The following is a 17058-nucleotide window of genomic DNA, read 5'->3' as shown; positions in this document are numbered from 1 at the left end:
TCAGGAATTATTTATGTCTCAACAGCATCCCTTGTTCTCCCCGATTCAGGTCGGTCCCTGGCAGTTGCCGCATCGTGTGGTGATGGCGCCCATGACACGCTCGCGCAGCACCCAGCCCGGCGACATCCCCAACGCGATGAATGCGCGCTACTACGCACAGCGGGCCAGTGCCGGCCTGATCGTGACCGAAGCCACCCAGATCTCACCGCAAGGCAAGGGTTATTCATTCACGCCGGGCATCTACAGCCCGGAGCAGGTGGAGGGCTGGCGTCAGGTCACTCAGGCGGTGCATGAAGCGGGCGGCCGGATCTTCCTGCAGCTTTGGCATGTAGGGCGCATGTCGCACCCGGCGTTTCACGACGGGGCGCTGCCGGTGGCGCCGTCTGCTGAACCGTTTGAAGCTTCGATCTGGATGGTGGACCCGGCCACCGGCCAGGGCGGCATGCACGCCTGCCCCACACCCCGCGCCCTGGCGTGCGACGAGATCCACACCATCGTGCAGGATTTCCGCAGGGCGGCCCGCAATGCCATGGCTGCTGGCTTTGATGGCGTGGAGGTGCACGGTGCCAACGGCTATTTGATCGACCAGTTCCTGCGTACCACCTCCAACACGCGCACCGACGAGTACGGTGGCTCCCGAGAGAACCGCCTGCGCTTCCTGCGCGAGGTGATGGCTGCGGTGGTGGACGAGGTGGGGCCGGACCGCGCAGCCATTCGTCTGGCGCCTTTCCTCACGGCCCGGGGCATGGCCTGCCCGGACATCCTGCCGACCCTGCTAGAGGCCGCCAGCGACCTGCAAGGCTTGGGCATTGCCTACCTGCATCTGGTGGAGGCGGACTGGGATGACGCTCCCGAGTTCACGGAAGCCTTTCGCCGCGACATCCGCGCCCGCTTCCAGGGGCCGATCATCGTGGCCGGCCACTACGACAAGGCCCGCGCACAGTGGGTGCTGGCGCAGGGGTATGCGGACCTGGTGGCCTTTGGGCGCCCGTTCGTCGCCAATCCGGACCTGCCGCGTCGTCTGGCGGAAGACCTGCCGTTGGCGCCGTTCGACGGTGGCTTGCTGTTTGGCGGCACGGAGCGGGGCTACACCGACTATCCCGCATGGGGTGAGCGTTGAAGTCCTGCGTGAAGGCGTGGCGTGTCAGTCCCAGATGTCCGGATCGTCCGCCCACTCTTGCAGCAGCTCGGCCCGTGAAGCCAACATCGGCGCCAGCTCTGCATCATTGCTGCCGTCGCCGATGATGAAGGTGGGATGCCGCTCTCCGCGCGCCATGAGCGCAGCAGCGTCTGCCCAGAGCGAGGCGATTGCCTTCATCGCCTCGCGCGGGCTTTTGGCGGTCTGGGCCGATACATAGTCGCTGGGCAAGTCTCCGCAGATGGCCCACCCGCTCACCTGGCCCGGGTGGCCCTGGTGCTCCACTGCCCAGATGCTGACATAGGGCGCCACCCACCACGCGGGCTCATCGCCCACCGAACTGTGGTTGATGCCCTCGGCCGTCAAATAGGCCAGGATTTCCGCCCGGCGCTCGGCGAGCCACTCCGCTTCGAATTCGGTGTCGTCGTCTTCGGTCATGGTGGGAGTCTAGCGGGGGCGTGGCGACGTCGGTGTGGGGCGTTTTGGGGTCTTTCGGGGGTGCTGAGGGGCGTATTGGGGCGCGCTCGGGGGGCGTATGTGGGCGCTCGGGGGCCGGGGCTCCGGGACCGCAACGGGGAGGCCAAGGGCCGCGATCCCCCTCCGTTGAGTGACTTCGTGCGGAGATCTTGAAGCAGCACCAAAACCTCTGCTATAGTCGCGGTCTTCCCAAGGGCTGCACACCACTCCCACGGGTAGGCCGATGTAGCTCAGTTGGTAGAGCAGCGCATTCGTAATGCGAAGGTCGGGAGTTCGACTCTCTTCATCGGCACCAGAATTCAAGGTTCGTCACAGACGTCGTTGTTGATGCATCTGATCTTGACGACGCTGAGCTTGGCACGCTGGCTCGAAGCAAGGCCCAGACGAAATGCTGGCCTGATGCTCCCGAGCAAGCTGGCACAGTCACATTGACGCAAGCACATTGACGCAAGCACATCAGCCGCCCCAGGCCACTGGCGCGGCTTTTCTTTTGCCTCAGCCCACAGCCGCCCGTTGCAGGCCTGCCAGTCCGAACCGCTCGGCAAACACCTGTCCGCCACCCAGCCCCTTGGTGCAAAACACTCCCGTGTTGCACGGTGCGCATTGAGGCAATCATCGCGGGCACTCGCAGTGCCCCCCGCCGCTGTCCGCGTCCGCCAATAAACAAGGGCGGCATCGGTGTCTTGAACACCCATGCCGCCCCTGCTGCCCCTTGGAAAATGAGGCCGTCTCTCTGGAGCCGTCTTACTTCCGGGCTTCCTGGTGATAACGCGTCACGCGTTCCACTTCATTCTTCGACCCCAGCACCACCGCCACGCGCTCATGCAGCTTGGTGGGTGTCAGGCCCATGATGCGCTCATGCCCGTTGGTGGCCGCGCCACCGGCCTGTTCGATGAGGAAGGCCATCGGATTGGCCTCATACATCAGTCGCAGCTTGCCGGCCTTGTTGGGCTCGCGCTTGTCCCACGGGTACATGAAGATGCCGCCGCGCGTCAGGATGCGATGCACATCCGCCACCATCGAGGCAATCCAGCGCATGTTGAAGTTCTTGCCGCGCGGGCCTTCTTCACCGGCCAGGCATTCGTCGATGTAGCGCTTCACCGGTTCGTCCCAGTGGCGCATGTTGGACATGTTGATTGCAAATTCCTTGGTGTCTTCGGGCACGCGCACGTCGTCGGCCGTCAGCACCCACGAGCCTTGCTCGCGGTCCAGGGTGAACATGGTCACACCATCGCCCACCGTCAGCACCAGCGTAGTCTGCGGGCCATACACGCAGTAACCAGCGGCCACCTGAGAGGTGCCCGGCTGGTGGAAGTCCTCTTCGCTCACACCCAGGCTGCCCTCGGGCTTCTTCAGCACCGAGAAGATGGTGCCAATGGAGACGTTGACGTCGATGTTGCTGGAGCCGTCCAGCGGGTCGAACATCAGCAGGTATTCGCCTTGCGGGAAACGGTTGGGCACCACATAGATGCCTTCCATTTCTTCCGACGCCATGGCCGCCAGATGGCCGCCCCACTCGTTGGCCTCGATCAGCACTTCATTGGCAATGATGTCCAGCTTCTTCTGGACCTCGCCCTGCACGTTTTCCGATCCGGCCGTGCCCAGCACGTCACCCAGTGCGCCCTTGTTCACGCTGATGGCAATGCGCTTGCAGGCGCGTGCCACCACCTCGATCAGGAGCCGCAGCTGCGACGGAATGTGACCATGCAGCCGCTGCTGCTCGACCAGGTATTGGGTCAGGCTGACGCGAGAACTACTCATGAACTTCTCCGGATGGTTGCAAATCTGTGGCCCCCGCCGAAGCGGGGGCAGCCAACGGCGGCCGTCAGCCCTGGACCGCCGACGGATCGCTGGCCGTCACGTCGATGACAGCGGCGGTCGGTACGTCGGTGGCCGGATGCGCGCGGGCCACCGGCTCAGCAGCAGCCACGGCCACGGGGGCCGGTGTGGGCGCTGCAGCGGCGGAGGCGGGGTCCGTGGCCAGTTGGCGGTCGATGATCTCGCGCACGTCGTTGGACAGCTCCGCCTTGGCGGCCACACGGGCAATCGCCTCACGGGCCGCGCTGCGGTAGGGCGTTGCCAGCGTGGTCCAGCGGTCCATCACACGGGCCAGTCGGCCGGCCACCTGCGGGTTGATCGCATCCAGCGCCAGCACCTGCTCGGCCCAGAACACATAACCGGCTGCATCGCTGCGGTGGAAGGCCGCCGGGTTGAACATGCACAGCGAGAAGATCAGGCTGCGGGCCCGGTTCGGGTTCTTCAGCGTGAAGTCCGGATGCTTGAGCAGTTGCTTGACCCTCGCAAAGGTCTTGCCGTCCTGCTCCGCAGCACGGCCTTGCAGGGCAAACCACTTGTCGATGACCAGCGCCTCGCCCTTGAACAGGGCATGGAAGCGCTCCAGGGCCGGCTCGGCCAGCGCGGCATGCGCCTGGACCAGGGCTGACAACGCGCCCATGCGGTCGGTCATGTTGGTGGCGTCCTTGAAGCGCTGATAGGCGCGACCCGGCCACACGCCGTCACCGCTGCGGGTGGCCTGCAGCACCAGCATGGCCAGCGCCAGATTGGTCAGCGCGCGCTTGCCGCTTTGCACCGGATCCGGCTGATAACCACCGGCCACCTGATGGACTTCAAACGCCCAGGCCCAGTCGGCCTGCAGTGCCGAGGCCAGTTGCTCCTGCGCCTGCATGACGGCCGCGTGGATGGCTTGCGGGTCCACCACGGTGAGCTGTTCAGCGATGTAGGCCTCGTCCGGCAGTTGCAGGGCCAGGGCCTTGAAGGGAGGGTCCAGGTCCGGATGGCGCAGCACGGCGCGCATGGCGTCCAGGTAGGCATCGTCCAGGCGCAGCGGCTGGCCAGTGCGCACGGCCGTCAGCAGACGGGCCAGCGCCAGGCGTTGGCTGGCTTCCCAGCGGTTGAAGGCATCGCTGTCGTGCTTGAGCAGCACCAGCAGTTCGTCGTCCCCCAGGCCGTCGTCCAGCACCACCGGCGCGGAGAAGCCGCGCAGCAGCGACGGCACCGGGGCCGTGTCGACGTGGATGAAGACGAAGTCCTGCTCGGCGGTGTCCAGCACCAGCACACGGTCGGTGCCGACGGCAGCGGATTCGCCTTGCAGTTGCAGGGGCAGGGCGCTGCCGTCACGGCTGAGCAGGCCCAGCGCCACCGGGATCACCTGCGGCAGCTTGTCGGCCTGGCCGGGGCTGGGCGGGTTCACCTGCTGCAGCGACAGCGTGTAGGTGCGAGCTTCGGCGTTGTACTGGCCACGGGCTTGCAGACGCGGCGTGCCAGCCTGGGAGTACCAGCGCTTGAAGGCGTCCAGGCGGGGGGAGAGGGCGGAGCCGGGGTTGGCGTCAGCAATCGCCTGGGCGAAGTCGTCGCAGGTCACAGCCTGGCCGTCATGGCGCTCGAAGTACAGCGCCATGCCCTTGCCGAAGCCGTCACGGCCCACCAGCGTCTGGTACATGCGCACCACTTCCGAGCCCTTTTCGTAGACGGTGGGCGTGTAGAAGTTGTTGATCTCGGCGTAGACGTCCGGACGCACCGGGTGGGCCATGGCACCGGCATCTTCCGGGAACTGCATGGAGCGCAGCGCCCGCACGTCCTGGATGCGGCAGACCGCGCGCGCGCTGGGCGTGGCGGCCATGTCCATGCTGAATTCCTGGTCGCGGAAGACGGTCAGGCCTTCCTTGAGCGACAGCTGGAACCAGTCGCGGCAGGTGACGCGGTTGCCGGTCCAGTTGTGGAAGTACTCATGGGCCACGATCGATTCGATGCGCTGGAAGTCCGCATCGGTTGCGGTGGCGGGAGACGCCAGCAGGGCCGAGGTGTTGAAGATGTTCAGGCCCTTGTTCTCCATGGCGCCCATGTTGAAGTCGGACACACCGACCACCATGAAGCGCTCCAGGTCCAGCGGCAGCTGGAAGCGGGCTTCGTCCCACACCACCGAAGCGATCAGCGAGTTCATCGCATGTTCGGTCTTCTCCAGGTCGCCGCGGCGCACATACACCTGCAGCAGGTGGTCCTTGCCAGCACGGGTGCGGATGCGCTGCTCGCGGGCCACCAGGTCGGCGGCCACCAGGGCGAACAGGTAGCTGGGCTTGGGGAACGGGTCGTGCCACTTGGCCAGGTGGCGGCCATTGTCCAGGTCGGCGGTTTCCACCAGATTGCCGTTGGACAGCAGCACCGGGAAGCGCGCCTTGTCCGCCCGCAGCGTCACGGTGTAGACCGCCATCACGTCGGGCCGGTCCAGGAAGTAGGTGATGCGGCGGAAGCCCTCGGCCTCGCACTGGGTGAAGAAGCCGCCCCCGGAGGTGTAGAGGCCGGAGAGGGCGGTGTTCTTGTCCGGGCAGCAGGTGTTGCGGATTTCCAGCGTGAAGTCCGCGTCCGGCACGTTGTCGATCACCAGTTCATGGCCTTCCTGGCGGAAGGACACGCTCTCACCGTTGATCAGCACGCGGAGCAGGTTGAGCTCCTCGCCGTGCAGGCGCAGCGGGCCGTGCGGCACGGCGGCATTGCGCTCCAGTTGCATTTTGCTGGTCACCAGCGTCTTGGCCGGGTCCAGGTCGAAGGTCAGGTCGACGGTGCGGATCCAGAAGATGGGCGCCACGTAGTCTTCGCGGCGGATCAGGGTGACAGTGCCTTCACGCATGGCGGGCATCCTTCATTAAAACGGGTGCCGAGGCACCCTGCAAAGTCTCTTGAGGGCTTAGACGCCCTGCTTGAGCGAGGCGGTGATGAATGCATCCAGGTCGCCGTCCAGCACCTTCTGGGTGTTGGAGATTTCGACGTTGGTACGCAGGTCCTTGATGCGGCTCTGGTCCAGCACATAGCTGCGGATCTGATGGCCCCAGCCCACATCGGTCTTGCTGTCTTCCAGCTTTTGCTGTTCGGCCATGCGCTTCTTCATTTCATGGTCGTACAGTCGCGACCGCAGGCGGCGCCAGGCCACGTCACGGTTGCTGTGCTGGCTGCGGCTGTCCTGGCACTGCACCACGATGCCGGTCGGGAGGTGGGTCAGGCGGACGGCGGAGTCGGTCTTGTTGATGTGCTGGCCACCCGCACCGCTGGCGCGATAGGTGTCCACCCGCACGTCGGCCGGGTTGATGTCGATCTCGATCGAGTCATCGATTTCCGGGTAGACGAACAGGGAGGCAAAACTGGTGTGTCGGCCTCCGGAGGAGTCGAACGGGCTCTTGCGCACCAGGCGATGCACGCCGGATTCCGTGCGCAGCAGGCCAAAGGCATATTCGCCTTCCACCTTGATGGTGGCGCTCTTGATGCCGGCCACTTCGTCCGGGGTTTCTTCTTCCACTTCCGCCTTGAAGCCCTTGCGTTCGCAGTACTTCAGGTATTGGCGCAGCAGCATGCCGGCCCAGTCGCAGGCCTCGGTACCACCGGCACCGGCCTGGATGTCGATGAAGCAGTTGCTGGGGTCGGCCGGGTTGTTGAACATCCGGCGGAATTCCAGTTCCTCGACACTTTCGGCCAGGCGGGCCGCATCGGCCTGGATGGTTTCCAGACCGGTGATGTCGTTTTCTTCCTTGGACATCTCGAAAAGTTCGAGGTTGTCCGCCAGGTTGGTCGTCAGATGGTTGATGGTTTCGACCACCTGCTCCAGGGTGCGCTTTTCCTTGCCCAGTTCCTGGGCGCGCTTGGGCTCATTCCAGACGTTGGGGTTCTCCAACGCGGCATTGACTTCATTCAACCGCAGCGCTTTGCGGTCGTAGTCAAAGATACCCCCTTAGCGCGTCGGTACGCGCTTGCAGATCGGTCAGGGTGTTGCCGATTGCATTGATGTGTTCGATGTCCATGATGTCTGGATCTGCGGGGACATGCCCCAAACCACTGGCCCGCCGCCTGCAACCCGCGCCGCGTCACAGCGGCCCGGGGCTGACCAGGGGCAGATTCGCCCCCGGGGCAACGGGTGAAGCCGGGTATTTTCTCATGCTGCCACGGCCAGCCTCCCTAAGATGTCGGGATGGACCCGACCCGACCTGTCCCCCAACGCGGCGACCGTGACCCGGGCGCCCTGCGCCCACGCCGGGCGTCCGCCCGTGTGGTGGGCCTGCTGACCCTGTTGCTGCTGCTCGTCTGGGGCGGGGTGACCTTCGGTGTGGCCTGGTTTGCGCGGGATCTGAGCTTCGACTTTTTTGGCTGGCCGTTCAGCTTCTGGGTGGGTGCCCAGGGCGCGCTGCTGGTGTATTGCCTGATCGTCTGGATCTACGCGCGGACGATGAATCGCCACGAGGCCGCGGTGGCCAATGCCCCTGCGGAGCCAACGCCCTCCGAATTCTGACGGGCTCCGAATTCCGACGGGCTTCGCGAGGGGCCGCGCCAGGGAACGCCACGGCCGGCCTCTGGGTCCCCAAGGGCGCGCTCGTGACGAGCCGTCAGCCGGTCGCCCCGTGGCGAGCCGCCGCCAACTGCGCTTGCAGGTCGGCCACCTGGGCCCGCAGCTGGGTGTTTTCGTCCTGAAGGGCGCTCACCTGGGCGCGAAGCAGGGCCACACGCGGATCGGATTCCGGCTCACCGTCTTCGGTGGTGGGCACGCCCAGCACCTCCACCGCCACATCCGCCACAGCGTCGCCGGTCGACTTCTTGCCGCTTTTGGCCTCGCGCACACGCTTGGCAGCCTGGCGCAATTCCTTCTTGCCACCGGCAGCGGCGGCGGCCTGCTCCTCGGCGGTCAGTTCGGCAATCACCGCAGCGGCGCTGATCGACACCTCGCCCGCCTTCACCGCAGCCACCAGTTCCGGTGCGGCCGCCTTCTGGATCTTCTCGATCTGGCTCACCGTGGCGGCGCTGATGCGGGCTGCCTTGGCAATCGCTTCCCGGCTCTTGAGCGGCGGGGCTGCCGGTACGGCCGCCTCGGCGGCAGCCGCAGCACCCGCGGTGACCGCAGGTTCACCTTCACCCTCCCAGGGCGCGTCGGTGGCTGCGGCCAGGGCCTCGGCCGGCTTGTCCAGCACGGCCAGGCGGCGCGCTTCCAGAATCTCCTTCTTGCGCAGGGCCAGCACCCCACGTTGGAAGTCCGACACGCTGCGGCGGCCCAGATGCTGGTCGATCATCCACAGATGCACATCCTCCATCGTCTTGAAGCGGGTGTTCTGCACCGTCTGGAAAGGCAGCCCGTGCTTGCTGCAGATGCTGTAGCGGTTGTGGCCGTCCACCAGCACGTCGCCCCACAGCACCAGCGCGTCGCGGCAGCCTTCGGCCAGGATGCTGCGTTCCAGGGCGGCGTATTCGTCCTCGGTCAGCGGGTCGATGTAGATGCGAAGCTCTTCTAGGACTGTGATGTTCATGGGCGGGAAGCGAGGAGGCGAACGGAGAACCGAACGAGGAACCGATGTAGGAACATGTGCGACAGCCGCGCAAGCCGCTGCCGCAACAGAATCAAGGGGCGGCATTCTGCCCAATTTGCAGACCGGACTCCGGCAGCTCGTCGCTGGAGCGTCTAATCTGCAGCCAAGTCGTGACAGGAGACCTGAATGTCGGTGGTGGAAAAGCCAGAGGCGGGCGGCGCCGGGGCCAGCGAGCCCGGCTGGGACTATCCGCGCCCTCATGTGCTGGAGGTGAGCCCGCAGCCGGCTGACATTGACGGCCTGAATCACACCAACAACGCGGTGTATGTGCAGTGGTGCGAGCGGGTGGCCTGGTCCCATTCGGAGCAACTGGGCCTGACGCTGGAGGACTATCGCCAGCTCGACCGCGCCATGGCGATCCGGCAGGGCGTGTACGACTATCTGCTGCCGTCGCTGGAAGGCGAGCGCCTGCGGCTGGGCACCTGGCTGACCGCCGGAGATGGCAAGCTGGCGATGCAGCGCCGCTTCCAGCTGCGTCGGGCCTCCGACGGGCAGACCTTGATGCGGGGCCGCTGGGAGCTGGTGTGCATCGAGATCAGCACCGGCCGGCCGCGCCGCATGCCGCCCTCATTTGTGGAGATCTACCAGGCGGCGGTGGTGGCGGGCTGAGGCCTCAGCCCAGGAACGCTTCCACCGCACGCGCCAGCGCTTCCGGCTGATCGTGGTGCAGCATGTGGCCGGCTTTTTGCAGCGTCACGCGCTGCAGCTGCGGCACCACGCTCAGCCGCGTTTCGAAGTCTTCGCGTGGATAGCGGTTGCCCCACCAGACCGTCATGTCGGTCTCGCTGCCTTCCACCCACAACGTGGGCGCTTCGATGCGCGACCAGCAGGCCAGCGCCTCGGCGCGTCGATACAAGACCGGATTGGTGCGCTTGTGGGCCGGGTCGCCCAGGATGTGCCAGCGGCCGTCGTCGCCCTGGCGGGACCAGTGCGGGGCCAGCCACGCGGCCTTGGCCGGCGACACCCGCGGATTGGTCTTCATCAGACGCTGGGCCACGCCGTCCAACGAGTCGTAGCTCTTCAGGCTCTGCGGGGTTTTCAGTTCATCCAGCCAATCGGCCAGGCGGGTGGGGGCCAGCTCCGGGATGGTGTCCGGCAGGCCAAAGCCTTCCAGATTGACCAGCCGACGCAGGCGCTGAGGCCGCACGCCGGCATAGGTCATCGCCACATTGCCGCCCATGCTGTGCCCCAGCAGATCCACCGGCGCGTCGGGGCTGAGATGGTCCAGCAGCGCATCCAGGTCGCCCAGATAGTCGGGGAACCAGTAGGCGTCGCCCGGCGTGCTGTCCGTCAGCCCAAAGCCCCGCCAGTCCATCGCCACCACGCGGCGCTCGTCCCGGAACGCATCCACCATGAACTGGAACGACGCGCCCACGTCCATCCAGCCATGCACCATCACCAGCAGCGGCCGGGTGTCTGCAGCCGTGCGGGGCGGGCCCCAATGCAGCAGGTGATGACGCAGCCCGCGCAGGGGGACGAATTCGCTGCGGTGGGGCCGACGGGCCAGATAGGGGGCAGGGTCCGGGGCGCCAACGGAGGAAGGGCCGGCAGGAGCGGCGCCATCGGGCGTGGCGGCAAGGGGGCGGATGTCGGTGCTCATGGCGAAGACTTTAGGGGCGGCGCGGGAAGTTCGCTTTCGCCATGGAGACAATCGGGGCATGACTGCTCAGCCTTCCACCCCTGTCAACACCGCCGCCATGGCGGCTTCTTCCACTGATCCGGCGCTGTCGGCCGGCGCAGACCTCTACACCCTGCGTCCGGCGCGCCCCGACGATGTGCCGGCGTTGGTGGGCCTCATCACCGAGCTGGCGGAGTTTGAAAACCTCACCCATCTGCTGTCCGTCACCCCGGAAACGCTGGCGCCGCATCTGTTCGGCGAGAAGCCGGTGGTGGAGTCCTGGGTGGCGGAGCACCAGTCTGGGGAGGTGGTGGCGTTTGCCCTGACCTTCATCAATTTCTCCACCTTCCTTGCCAAACCCGGCCTGTATCTGGAGGACCTGTATGTGAAGCCGGCCCACCGCGGAGCCGGGCTGGGGCGACGCATGCTCACGCTGCTGGCCGGCATTGCCAACCAACGGGGCTATGGCCGCTTTGAATGGTGTGTGCTGGACTGGAACGAAAACGCCATCGGCTTCTACGAGAAGATGGGCGCCGCGCTGCTGCCGGATTGGCGCCTGTGCCGGCTTTCGGGCGAGGCCTTGCAGCGCTACGCCCCCTGACGAGGCACCACAAACCGGCACCATGCCCCAGCGCCGTGCTACGGGCTTTCCATGAAGACCGGCCCGGCGGCCGTCGCTAGCATCCACGCTCTTGTTCGAGAGGAGAGCGCCGATGACCGCAAGGCACCCGGCCAGTGATACGTCCGCAGCGGGAGACATCTACCCGCACATGCACGCCAGGTTTCAGTGGCAGTTGCCTGAACACATCAGCCTGGCCGAACTGTGCTGCGGTCGCTGGGCCCGAGACACGCCGGAGGCGCCGGCCATCCTCTCCGACAGCGACACCGGCTGCCGCGCGCAATACAGCTACGGCCAGTTGCAGCGCGCCGCCCATCGGCTCTCCAATGCCCTGCAAGGTCTGGGCGTGCAGGCCGGAGACCGGGTGGCCCTGGTGATGCCGCAGCGGTTCGAGACGGCCGTTGCGCACATCGCCCTGAATCAGTTGGGGGCGGTGGCCATGCCGCTGTCGCTGTTGTTCGGGCCGGAGGCCTTGGCCTACCGGCTCCAGGACAGCGGCGCCTGCCTGGCGATTGTGGAGGCCGGCGCGCTGGACACCCTGCGCAGCATCCGCGCGGAATGCCCAGCCTTGCGGCACCTGCTGGTGGTGGGGGCCCCTTCACTGCAGGAGGGAGAAACCGATTGGATGGCTGCGCTGCAGGCTGAAGATGCTCGCTTCCAGCCGCGCCGGAATGCGGCGGACGACCCGGCCATCCTCATCTATACCAGCGGCACCACCGGCGCGCCCAAGGGGGCGTTGATTCCGCAGCGCGCGCTGGTCGGCAACCTGACCGGGTTTGTGGCCAGCCAGAACTGGTTCGGGTTTGATCCGCGCGATCCCACCGTGGCGAGCGAAGCGGTGTTCTGGAGCCCGGCCGACTGGGCCTGGACCGGAGGCCTGATGGATGCGCTGCTGCCCTCGCTGTACTTTGGCCGGCCGATCCTGGCCTACCAGGGACGCTTCTCGCCGGAGCAGGCGTTTGAGCTGATGCAGCGGTATCGCATCAGCCATACCTTCCTCTTCCCCACCGCCTTGAAGGCGATGATGAAGGCCTGCCCGCATCCGCGTGAACGCTATGCGCTGCACCTGCAGGCCATCATGAGTGCGGGTGAAGCCGTGGGGGATGCCGTGTTCCACTGGGTGAAGGATGAGCTCGGTTTGACGGTGAACGAGATGTTCGGCCAGACCGAGATCAACTATGTGGTGGGCAACTGCGCGCGGCTCTGGCCGGCGCGGCCCGGCAGCATGGGGCGGGCGTATCCGGGCCACCGCGTCGCGGTGATTGATGACGAGGGGCAGGTGTGCCCGCCGGGCACGCTTGGGGAGATCGCGGTCCATCGCCGCGATGTGCATGGCACGCCCGACCCGGTGTTCTTCCTGGGCTATTGGAACAACGAGGCCGCCACACGGGCCAAGTTCACCGGTGACCCCACCGACAGCTGGTGCCGCACCGGGGATCTGGCCCACATGGATGCCGAGGGGTATCTCTGGTACCAAGGGCGTTCCGACGATCAGTTCAAGGTGGCCGGTTACCGCATCGGCCCCGGGGAGATCGAGAACTGCCTGGTGAAGCATCCGTCGGTCGCCAATGCGGCGGTGGTCCCCAAGCCGGATGCGGACCGGGGCAGCATGGTCAAGGCCTTTGTGGTGCTGGCGCCTGGGCATGAGGGTTCGGCCGCCCTGGTGGCGGAGCTGCAGGCATTTGTGAAAGGGCGACTGGCGCCCTATGAGTACCCGAAGGACATCGAGTTCATCAACAGCCTGCCGATGACGACCACCGGCAAAGTGCAGCGCCGCGTGCTGAAGCAACTGGAGCTCGAACGGGCCACGGCACGGACGCAGGGCTGACAGAAAGCCGCTGCGTGTCTGGCTACACTGCCTGGCGGCGGCAGCTTCGCTGCGCGCGTTCTACACCCCTCTGGACCCTCCCATGGATTCGCAACCTGTTCCGCCTGATGCCTCCGACAACAACGGCGCGTCCGGTGCAGGCCAGCCGTTGGCCGGTGGGAGGGCGGGGGCGATGCCTCCAGGCGACCAGGGCGCGGTCGGGCGCAATGCCGGTGCGCGCGCTGCGGAGGTCGGCGGCGATCCCGCCCTGGCGGAACCGGTGGATCGGCGCAGTGCGCCGCGTCGGCCCATGCCCTTGGGCCCGGCCTTCCATGCCGATCTGGTGATTCTGGGCCGTTCCCTCAGTCTGAGCCTGGAAGACCTGTCGCTGGGCGGTGTGGCCTTGCGAGCCAGCAAGGCGGAGGCCGGCGGTCTGCTGGTGGGGCGGCGCCTGCCGCAGGTGCGGCTGAGCCTGGGCGACCATGGTGTGATGCTGGTGAGCCTGGAAGTGCGGGCGCGTCGCAGCTTCCGGTCCTTCCTCGCCGGGGAACAAGTGCATGTCGGATGCCGCTTTGTGGATCTCGACACGGCCGGGCAGGTGCGTTTGCAGGCCGTCATTGAGCAACTGCACCACGCCTTCGACTGAAGCGCTGGATGGCGGTGGGCGCATGGGCCTGTGGCAGGGCCTTGAAGCGCCGCACCCACGCGAAGTGCGGCACCCCGACACACATTGAGTTGCACTTCGCCCAGTCGTTTCTGTGAAAGTGAATGGCGTTGGACCTGGGTCCTGCCCTAAAAAAACCTCACAACCTCGCGCAACGTCGCTCTTCGGTTTTCATCTGGTCGAGCAGCTTGCGCGCATTCCCAGGTTGGGTGGCTGTTATGCCGTGATGGCATAGCTGATAGCGCTTCGCCATGCCTTGCTGGCAGATCCCTGCCTTGCCAAGAATCGGGCCCATCAACAGGCCTGTGCCTGCTGCTTGCAAGGATCGCCGCCCGGCGACCCCGGCGGCGGTCGAGCACAGAGCGACAGAAGCCAACCAGAGACAAAGCTGCGTTGGCCTGTGAGGAGACAGACCGTCCGTCGCGCCGCCAGGCGCGAGGATGGGTGGCGCCGACCCCGGTCAGGCGCCTCCGCTCACAGGCTTGCGCCGCCCCATGCGGAGACCCAACTCATGTCAGAAGCCCAGCTCGGCGCAGGGACCGTGCCGGCGGCCACGCCCGCCCCACGCAAACCCTTTTATCGCGCGCTCTACTTCCAGGTCATCGTGGCCGTGGTGGCCGGTGTGCTGGTCGGCCACTTCTGGCCTTCGGTGGGTGTGCAGCTCAAGCCGCTGGGGGATGGCTTCATCCATCTGATCAAGATGGTGATCGGGCCGGTCATCTTCTGCACCGTCGTGGCCGGCATCGCGGGCCTGGGTGACATCCGCAAGGTCGGACGCGTGGGCGGCAAGGCGCTGATCTACTTTGAGGTGGTGTCCACCGTGGCGCTGGTCATCGGCCTGCTGGCGGGCCATCTGTTCCAGCCCGGCACCGGCTTCAACCTGGACCCGAGCAAGCTGGACGCCAAGGCGCTCACCGGCTTCACCACCCAGGCGCACAACCAGAGCGTGCCGGACTTCCTCCTGCACATCATCCCCAACACCTTTGTCGATGCGTTTGCCTCCGGCAATGTGCTGCAGATCCTGCTGGTGTCCATCCTGTTCGGCGTGGCGCTCTCCGCCCTGGGCGACTCTGGCAAGCCGGTCTACGACCTGATCGACAAGATCTCCCATGTGTTCTTCAACATCGTGGGCATCATCATGAAGGTGGCGCAGTTGGGGGCCTTTGGCGCGATTGCGTTCACCATCGGCAAATACGGGGTGGAGTCGCTGGGACCGCTGGTCAAGCTGATTGTGTCGTTCTATGTGACGCTGGCGTTCTTCACGCTGGTGGTGCTGGGCCTGATTGCGCGCTACCTGGGCTTCTCCATCCTGCGCTTCATGGCCTACATCAAGGATGAGCTGCTGATCGTGCTGGGCACCAGTTCCTCCGAGGCGGCGCTGCCCCAGATGCTGCAGAAGCTCGAAGGCATGGGCTGTTCACGGCCGGTGGTGGGGCTGGTGGTGCCTGCCGGTTACTCGTTCAATCTGGACGGCACCAATGTCTACCTGACCATGGCGGTGCTGTTCATCGCGCAGGCCTTTAATGTGGAGCTCACCTTCATGCAGGAGATGACGCTGATCGTGGTGGCCATGCTCAGCTCCAAGGGGGCCAGCGGCGTGGCCGGGGCGGCCTTCGTGATGCTGGCCTCCACGTTGATGGTGATCCCGGTGGTGCCGGTGTCCGGCATGGTGTTGATCCTGGGTATCCATCGCTTCATGGGCACGGGCCTGGCGCTCGTCAACACCATCGGCAACGGCGTGGCCGCCGTGGTCATCGCCGCCTGGGAAAAGGAACTGGATCGCGACCGCCTGCGTGCGGCGCTATCCGGCAACTGATGATCGGCGGCGGATGACGGGTCGCTGATCACCGGCTGCCCTCCCGCCAGTCCAGCGCACATCGCTGTACTCCATGTCGCAACGGTGCCCCCAGGCTCCGGGGTGGGGCGCGTCACACCCTCACCAAACCACCCCACCGCCACCCCGCCACCCCCCGACCGCCCGCCAACCACAGCGTCTCACAACGGATCCGCGCGTCGCGGGCGGGACGGCGCACACCCAGCGCCACCGCGACATGCGCCAGGGGGAGAGGGCCTGGCGCGCAGGGCTCGCCCTCACATCGTCACACCACCACAACACGCATCAGGAGACACTCATGACATCCACCCTTCGCCAGCGCCGTCACCAACGGATTCACCACCAACCTGGGCAACGCCTGGGCCAGCGGACCGTGTCGCAGCGGCTCGGTGCCCAGGCTGGCCGCATCGGTCTGGTGGCCGGCCTGTCTGCGCTGTCCGTCGCTTCGTCGCTGGCTCAAGCGCAGACGCCGGTGCCGGCGCCGGCGCAGACAGCGACCGCCTCTCAATCCTCCGCGTCCTCCACGTCCTCCAAGGCCACCTCGGACAGCAACAGCATTCAGCTCTATGGCCTGATCGGCATCTACGCCGATTCCCTCAAGCGCAGCGACATGAGCTCGTCGCTGAAGCAGGTGGGCAGCGGCGGGCTCACCACGTCCTTCTGGGGGGTGCGTGGAAAGGATGACCTGGGTCAGGGCACCTCCGCCGTCTTTACGCTCGAAAGCTTTTTCCAGCCGGACAACGGCAACCAGGGGCGTAGCACCAAGGACGGGGCCTGGGCCCGCAATGCCTATGTGGGTTTGAGCAATTCCCAGTGGGGCGCGGTCACCCTGGGCCGGCAAACCAACCCCACCTACCTGGCCATGCAACAGGTCAACCCATATGGCTCCTCGGTGGTGTTCTCGCCCCTGGTGCTGCAGACCTTCGTGTCCAGCTATGGCGGGGCCATCGTCGGCGACACGGTCTGGGACAACACCATCAAATACCAGTCGCCCAAGGTGGGCGGATTCAGCGGGTCGGTGATCTACGGGCTGGGTGAAGTCGCCGGCCAGGACGGCGTCGCCAACCTGGGCCTGCACATGGTCTACGACCAGCAGGGCTTCACGGCGGTCGTGTCGATGCAGCGCAACCGCACCGCTGTGGTCGCCCCTGCCACCGAGCAGACGACCTGGCTGGGCGGCGTCGCGTATGACCTGAACTGGGCCAAGCTCTATGGCGCTTATGCCCGGGTGCACAGCGAGGGCTCGGAGCTGACCAATCACACCTGGTCCCTGGGCGCCTCCGTGCCGGTGACCGCGCAGGGTGCGGTGCTGGTCGACTGGGCCCATACCGACAGCCAGGCCGGCGCAGCCGCCCAGACCGACCGAAGCACCGTCACGGCCGGCTACGACTACACGCTGTCCCGGCGCACCAACGTCTATGCCGTGTACTCGTGGGACAAGCTGACCGGCCACGACAGCGGCAATACCTACGGGGTGGGCATTCGCCACACCTTCTGATGGTGAAGTCGCGAAGTCGCGGAGACGCCGCTGCCGGGGTTCACG

14 protein-coding genes and 1 tRNA gene are annotated in these 17058 nt (G+C 66.2%); 9 read left to right on the top strand and 6 right to left on the bottom strand.

Features of this window, described 5'->3' with window-relative positions; all coding sequences use genetic code 11:
- Positions 1 to 13: 13 nt before the first annotated feature.
- Positions 14 to 1120 carry an alkene reductase gene (locus OU995_RS24515; protein ID WP_267832769.1) on the top strand — a complete coding sequence of 369 codons (1107 nt, stop codon included), beginning with the start codon at positions 14 to 16 and terminating at the stop codon, positions 1118 to 1120.
- A gap of 24 nt (positions 1121 to 1144) precedes the next feature.
- On the opposite strand, the gene OU995_RS24510 is transcribed toward OU995_RS24515, so the two are convergent.
- The gene (locus OU995_RS24510) at positions 1145 to 1576 is read right to left on the bottom strand and encodes a DUF4826 family protein (protein WP_267832768.1); all 432 of its coding nucleotides are present in this window, start codon (positions 1574 to 1576) and stop codon (positions 1145 to 1147) included.
- 258 nt (positions 1577 to 1834) lie between these two features.
- On the opposite strand from OU995_RS24510, the gene OU995_RS24505 reads away from it, so the two are divergent.
- Positions 1835 to 1910 (top strand) — tRNA-Thr (locus OU995_RS24505).
- A 449-nt stretch (positions 1911 to 2359) separates the two neighbouring features.
- On the opposite strand, the gene OU995_RS24500 is transcribed toward OU995_RS24505, so the two are convergent.
- From OU995_RS24500 to prfB, 3 genes are all read right to left on the bottom strand, one after another.
- Entirely contained in the window at positions 2360 to 3376 is a 1017-nt protein-coding gene (locus OU995_RS24500) for a class 1 fructose-bisphosphatase (RefSeq protein ID WP_267832767.1), read from the bottom strand.
- A 64-nt stretch (positions 3377 to 3440) separates the two neighbouring features.
- Positions 3441 to 6260, bottom strand: a complete 2820-nt coding sequence (gene pepN, locus OU995_RS24495; RefSeq protein ID WP_267832766.1) for an aminopeptidase N — start codon at positions 6258 to 6260, stop codon at positions 3441 to 3443.
- A gap of 57 nt (positions 6261 to 6317) precedes the next feature.
- A protein-coding gene (prfB, locus tag OU995_RS24490) for a peptide chain release factor 2 (RefSeq protein ID WP_116001871.1) occupies positions 6318 to 7422 on the bottom strand; the annotation gives its coding sequence in 2 pieces (ribosomal slippage) (positions 6318 to 7340 and positions 7342 to 7422; 1104 coding nt in all).
- A 167-nt stretch (positions 7423 to 7589) separates the two neighbouring features.
- On the opposite strand from prfB, the gene OU995_RS24485 reads away from it, so the two are divergent.
- The gene (locus OU995_RS24485) at positions 7590 to 7907 is read left to right on the top strand and encodes a DUF4212 domain-containing protein (RefSeq protein ID WP_267832765.1); all 318 of its coding nucleotides are present in this window, start codon (positions 7590 to 7592) and stop codon (positions 7905 to 7907) included.
- A 94-nt stretch (positions 7908 to 8001) separates the two neighbouring features.
- Here OU995_RS24485 and OU995_RS24480 read toward each other — a convergent pair whose 3' ends face one another.
- A complete protein-coding gene (locus OU995_RS24480) occupies positions 8002 to 8913 on the bottom strand; it encodes a plasmid replication/partition related protein (protein WP_267832764.1) in 912 nt (303 codons plus the stop codon).
- A 186-nt stretch (positions 8914 to 9099) separates the two neighbouring features.
- Here OU995_RS24480 and OU995_RS24475 point away from each other — a divergent pair, with 186 nt between their 5' ends.
- The gene (locus OU995_RS24475) at positions 9100 to 9582 is read left to right on the top strand and encodes an acyl-CoA thioesterase (RefSeq protein ID WP_267832763.1); all 483 of its coding nucleotides are present in this window, start codon (positions 9100 to 9102) and stop codon (positions 9580 to 9582) included.
- A 4-nt stretch (positions 9583 to 9586) separates the two neighbouring features.
- Here OU995_RS24475 and OU995_RS24470 read toward each other — a convergent pair whose 3' ends face one another.
- The gene (locus OU995_RS24470) at positions 9587 to 10573 is read right to left on the bottom strand and encodes an alpha/beta fold hydrolase (RefSeq protein WP_267832762.1); all 987 of its coding nucleotides are present in this window, start codon (positions 10571 to 10573) and stop codon (positions 9587 to 9589) included.
- Between the two features lie 97 nt (positions 10574 to 10670).
- Between OU995_RS24470 and OU995_RS24465 the strand changes: the two genes are divergently transcribed.
- From OU995_RS24465 to OU995_RS24445, 5 genes are all read left to right on the top strand, one after another.
- Positions 10671 to 11192, top strand: a complete 522-nt coding sequence (locus OU995_RS24465; protein ID WP_267836366.1) for a GNAT family N-acetyltransferase — start codon at positions 10671 to 10673, stop codon at positions 11190 to 11192.
- A 112-nt stretch (positions 11193 to 11304) separates the two neighbouring features.
- On the top strand, positions 11305 to 13038 hold the full coding sequence (locus OU995_RS24460) for an acyl-CoA synthetase (RefSeq protein WP_267832761.1): 1734 nt from the start codon (positions 11305 to 11307) through the stop codon (positions 13036 to 13038).
- An 82-nt stretch (positions 13039 to 13120) separates the two neighbouring features.
- The gene (locus OU995_RS24455) at positions 13121 to 13663 is read left to right on the top strand and encodes a PilZ domain-containing protein (RefSeq protein WP_267832760.1); all 543 of its coding nucleotides are present in this window, start codon (positions 13121 to 13123) and stop codon (positions 13661 to 13663) included.
- 529 nt (positions 13664 to 14192) lie between these two features.
- Positions 14193 to 15497: a dicarboxylate/amino acid:cation symporter gene (locus tag OU995_RS24450; RefSeq protein WP_267832758.1), complete on the top strand. Its 1305-nt coding sequence runs from the start codon at positions 14193 to 14195 to the stop codon at positions 15495 to 15497.
- A gap of 316 nt (positions 15498 to 15813) precedes the next feature.
- Positions 15814 to 17013 (top strand): porin, encoded by a 1200-nt coding sequence (locus OU995_RS24445; protein ID WP_267832757.1) that lies wholly within the window; start codon positions 15814 to 15816, stop codon positions 17011 to 17013.
- The last annotated feature ends 45 nt before the right edge of the window (positions 17014 to 17058 follow it).

Source organism: Roseateles sp. SL47, from assembly GCF_026625885.1.
GTDB lineage: Bacteria > Pseudomonadota > Gammaproteobacteria > Burkholderiales > Burkholderiaceae_C > Roseateles.
The sequence above is the reverse complement of the archived record's forward strand: the minus strand, read 5'-3'. Positions and strand labels throughout refer to the sequence as shown.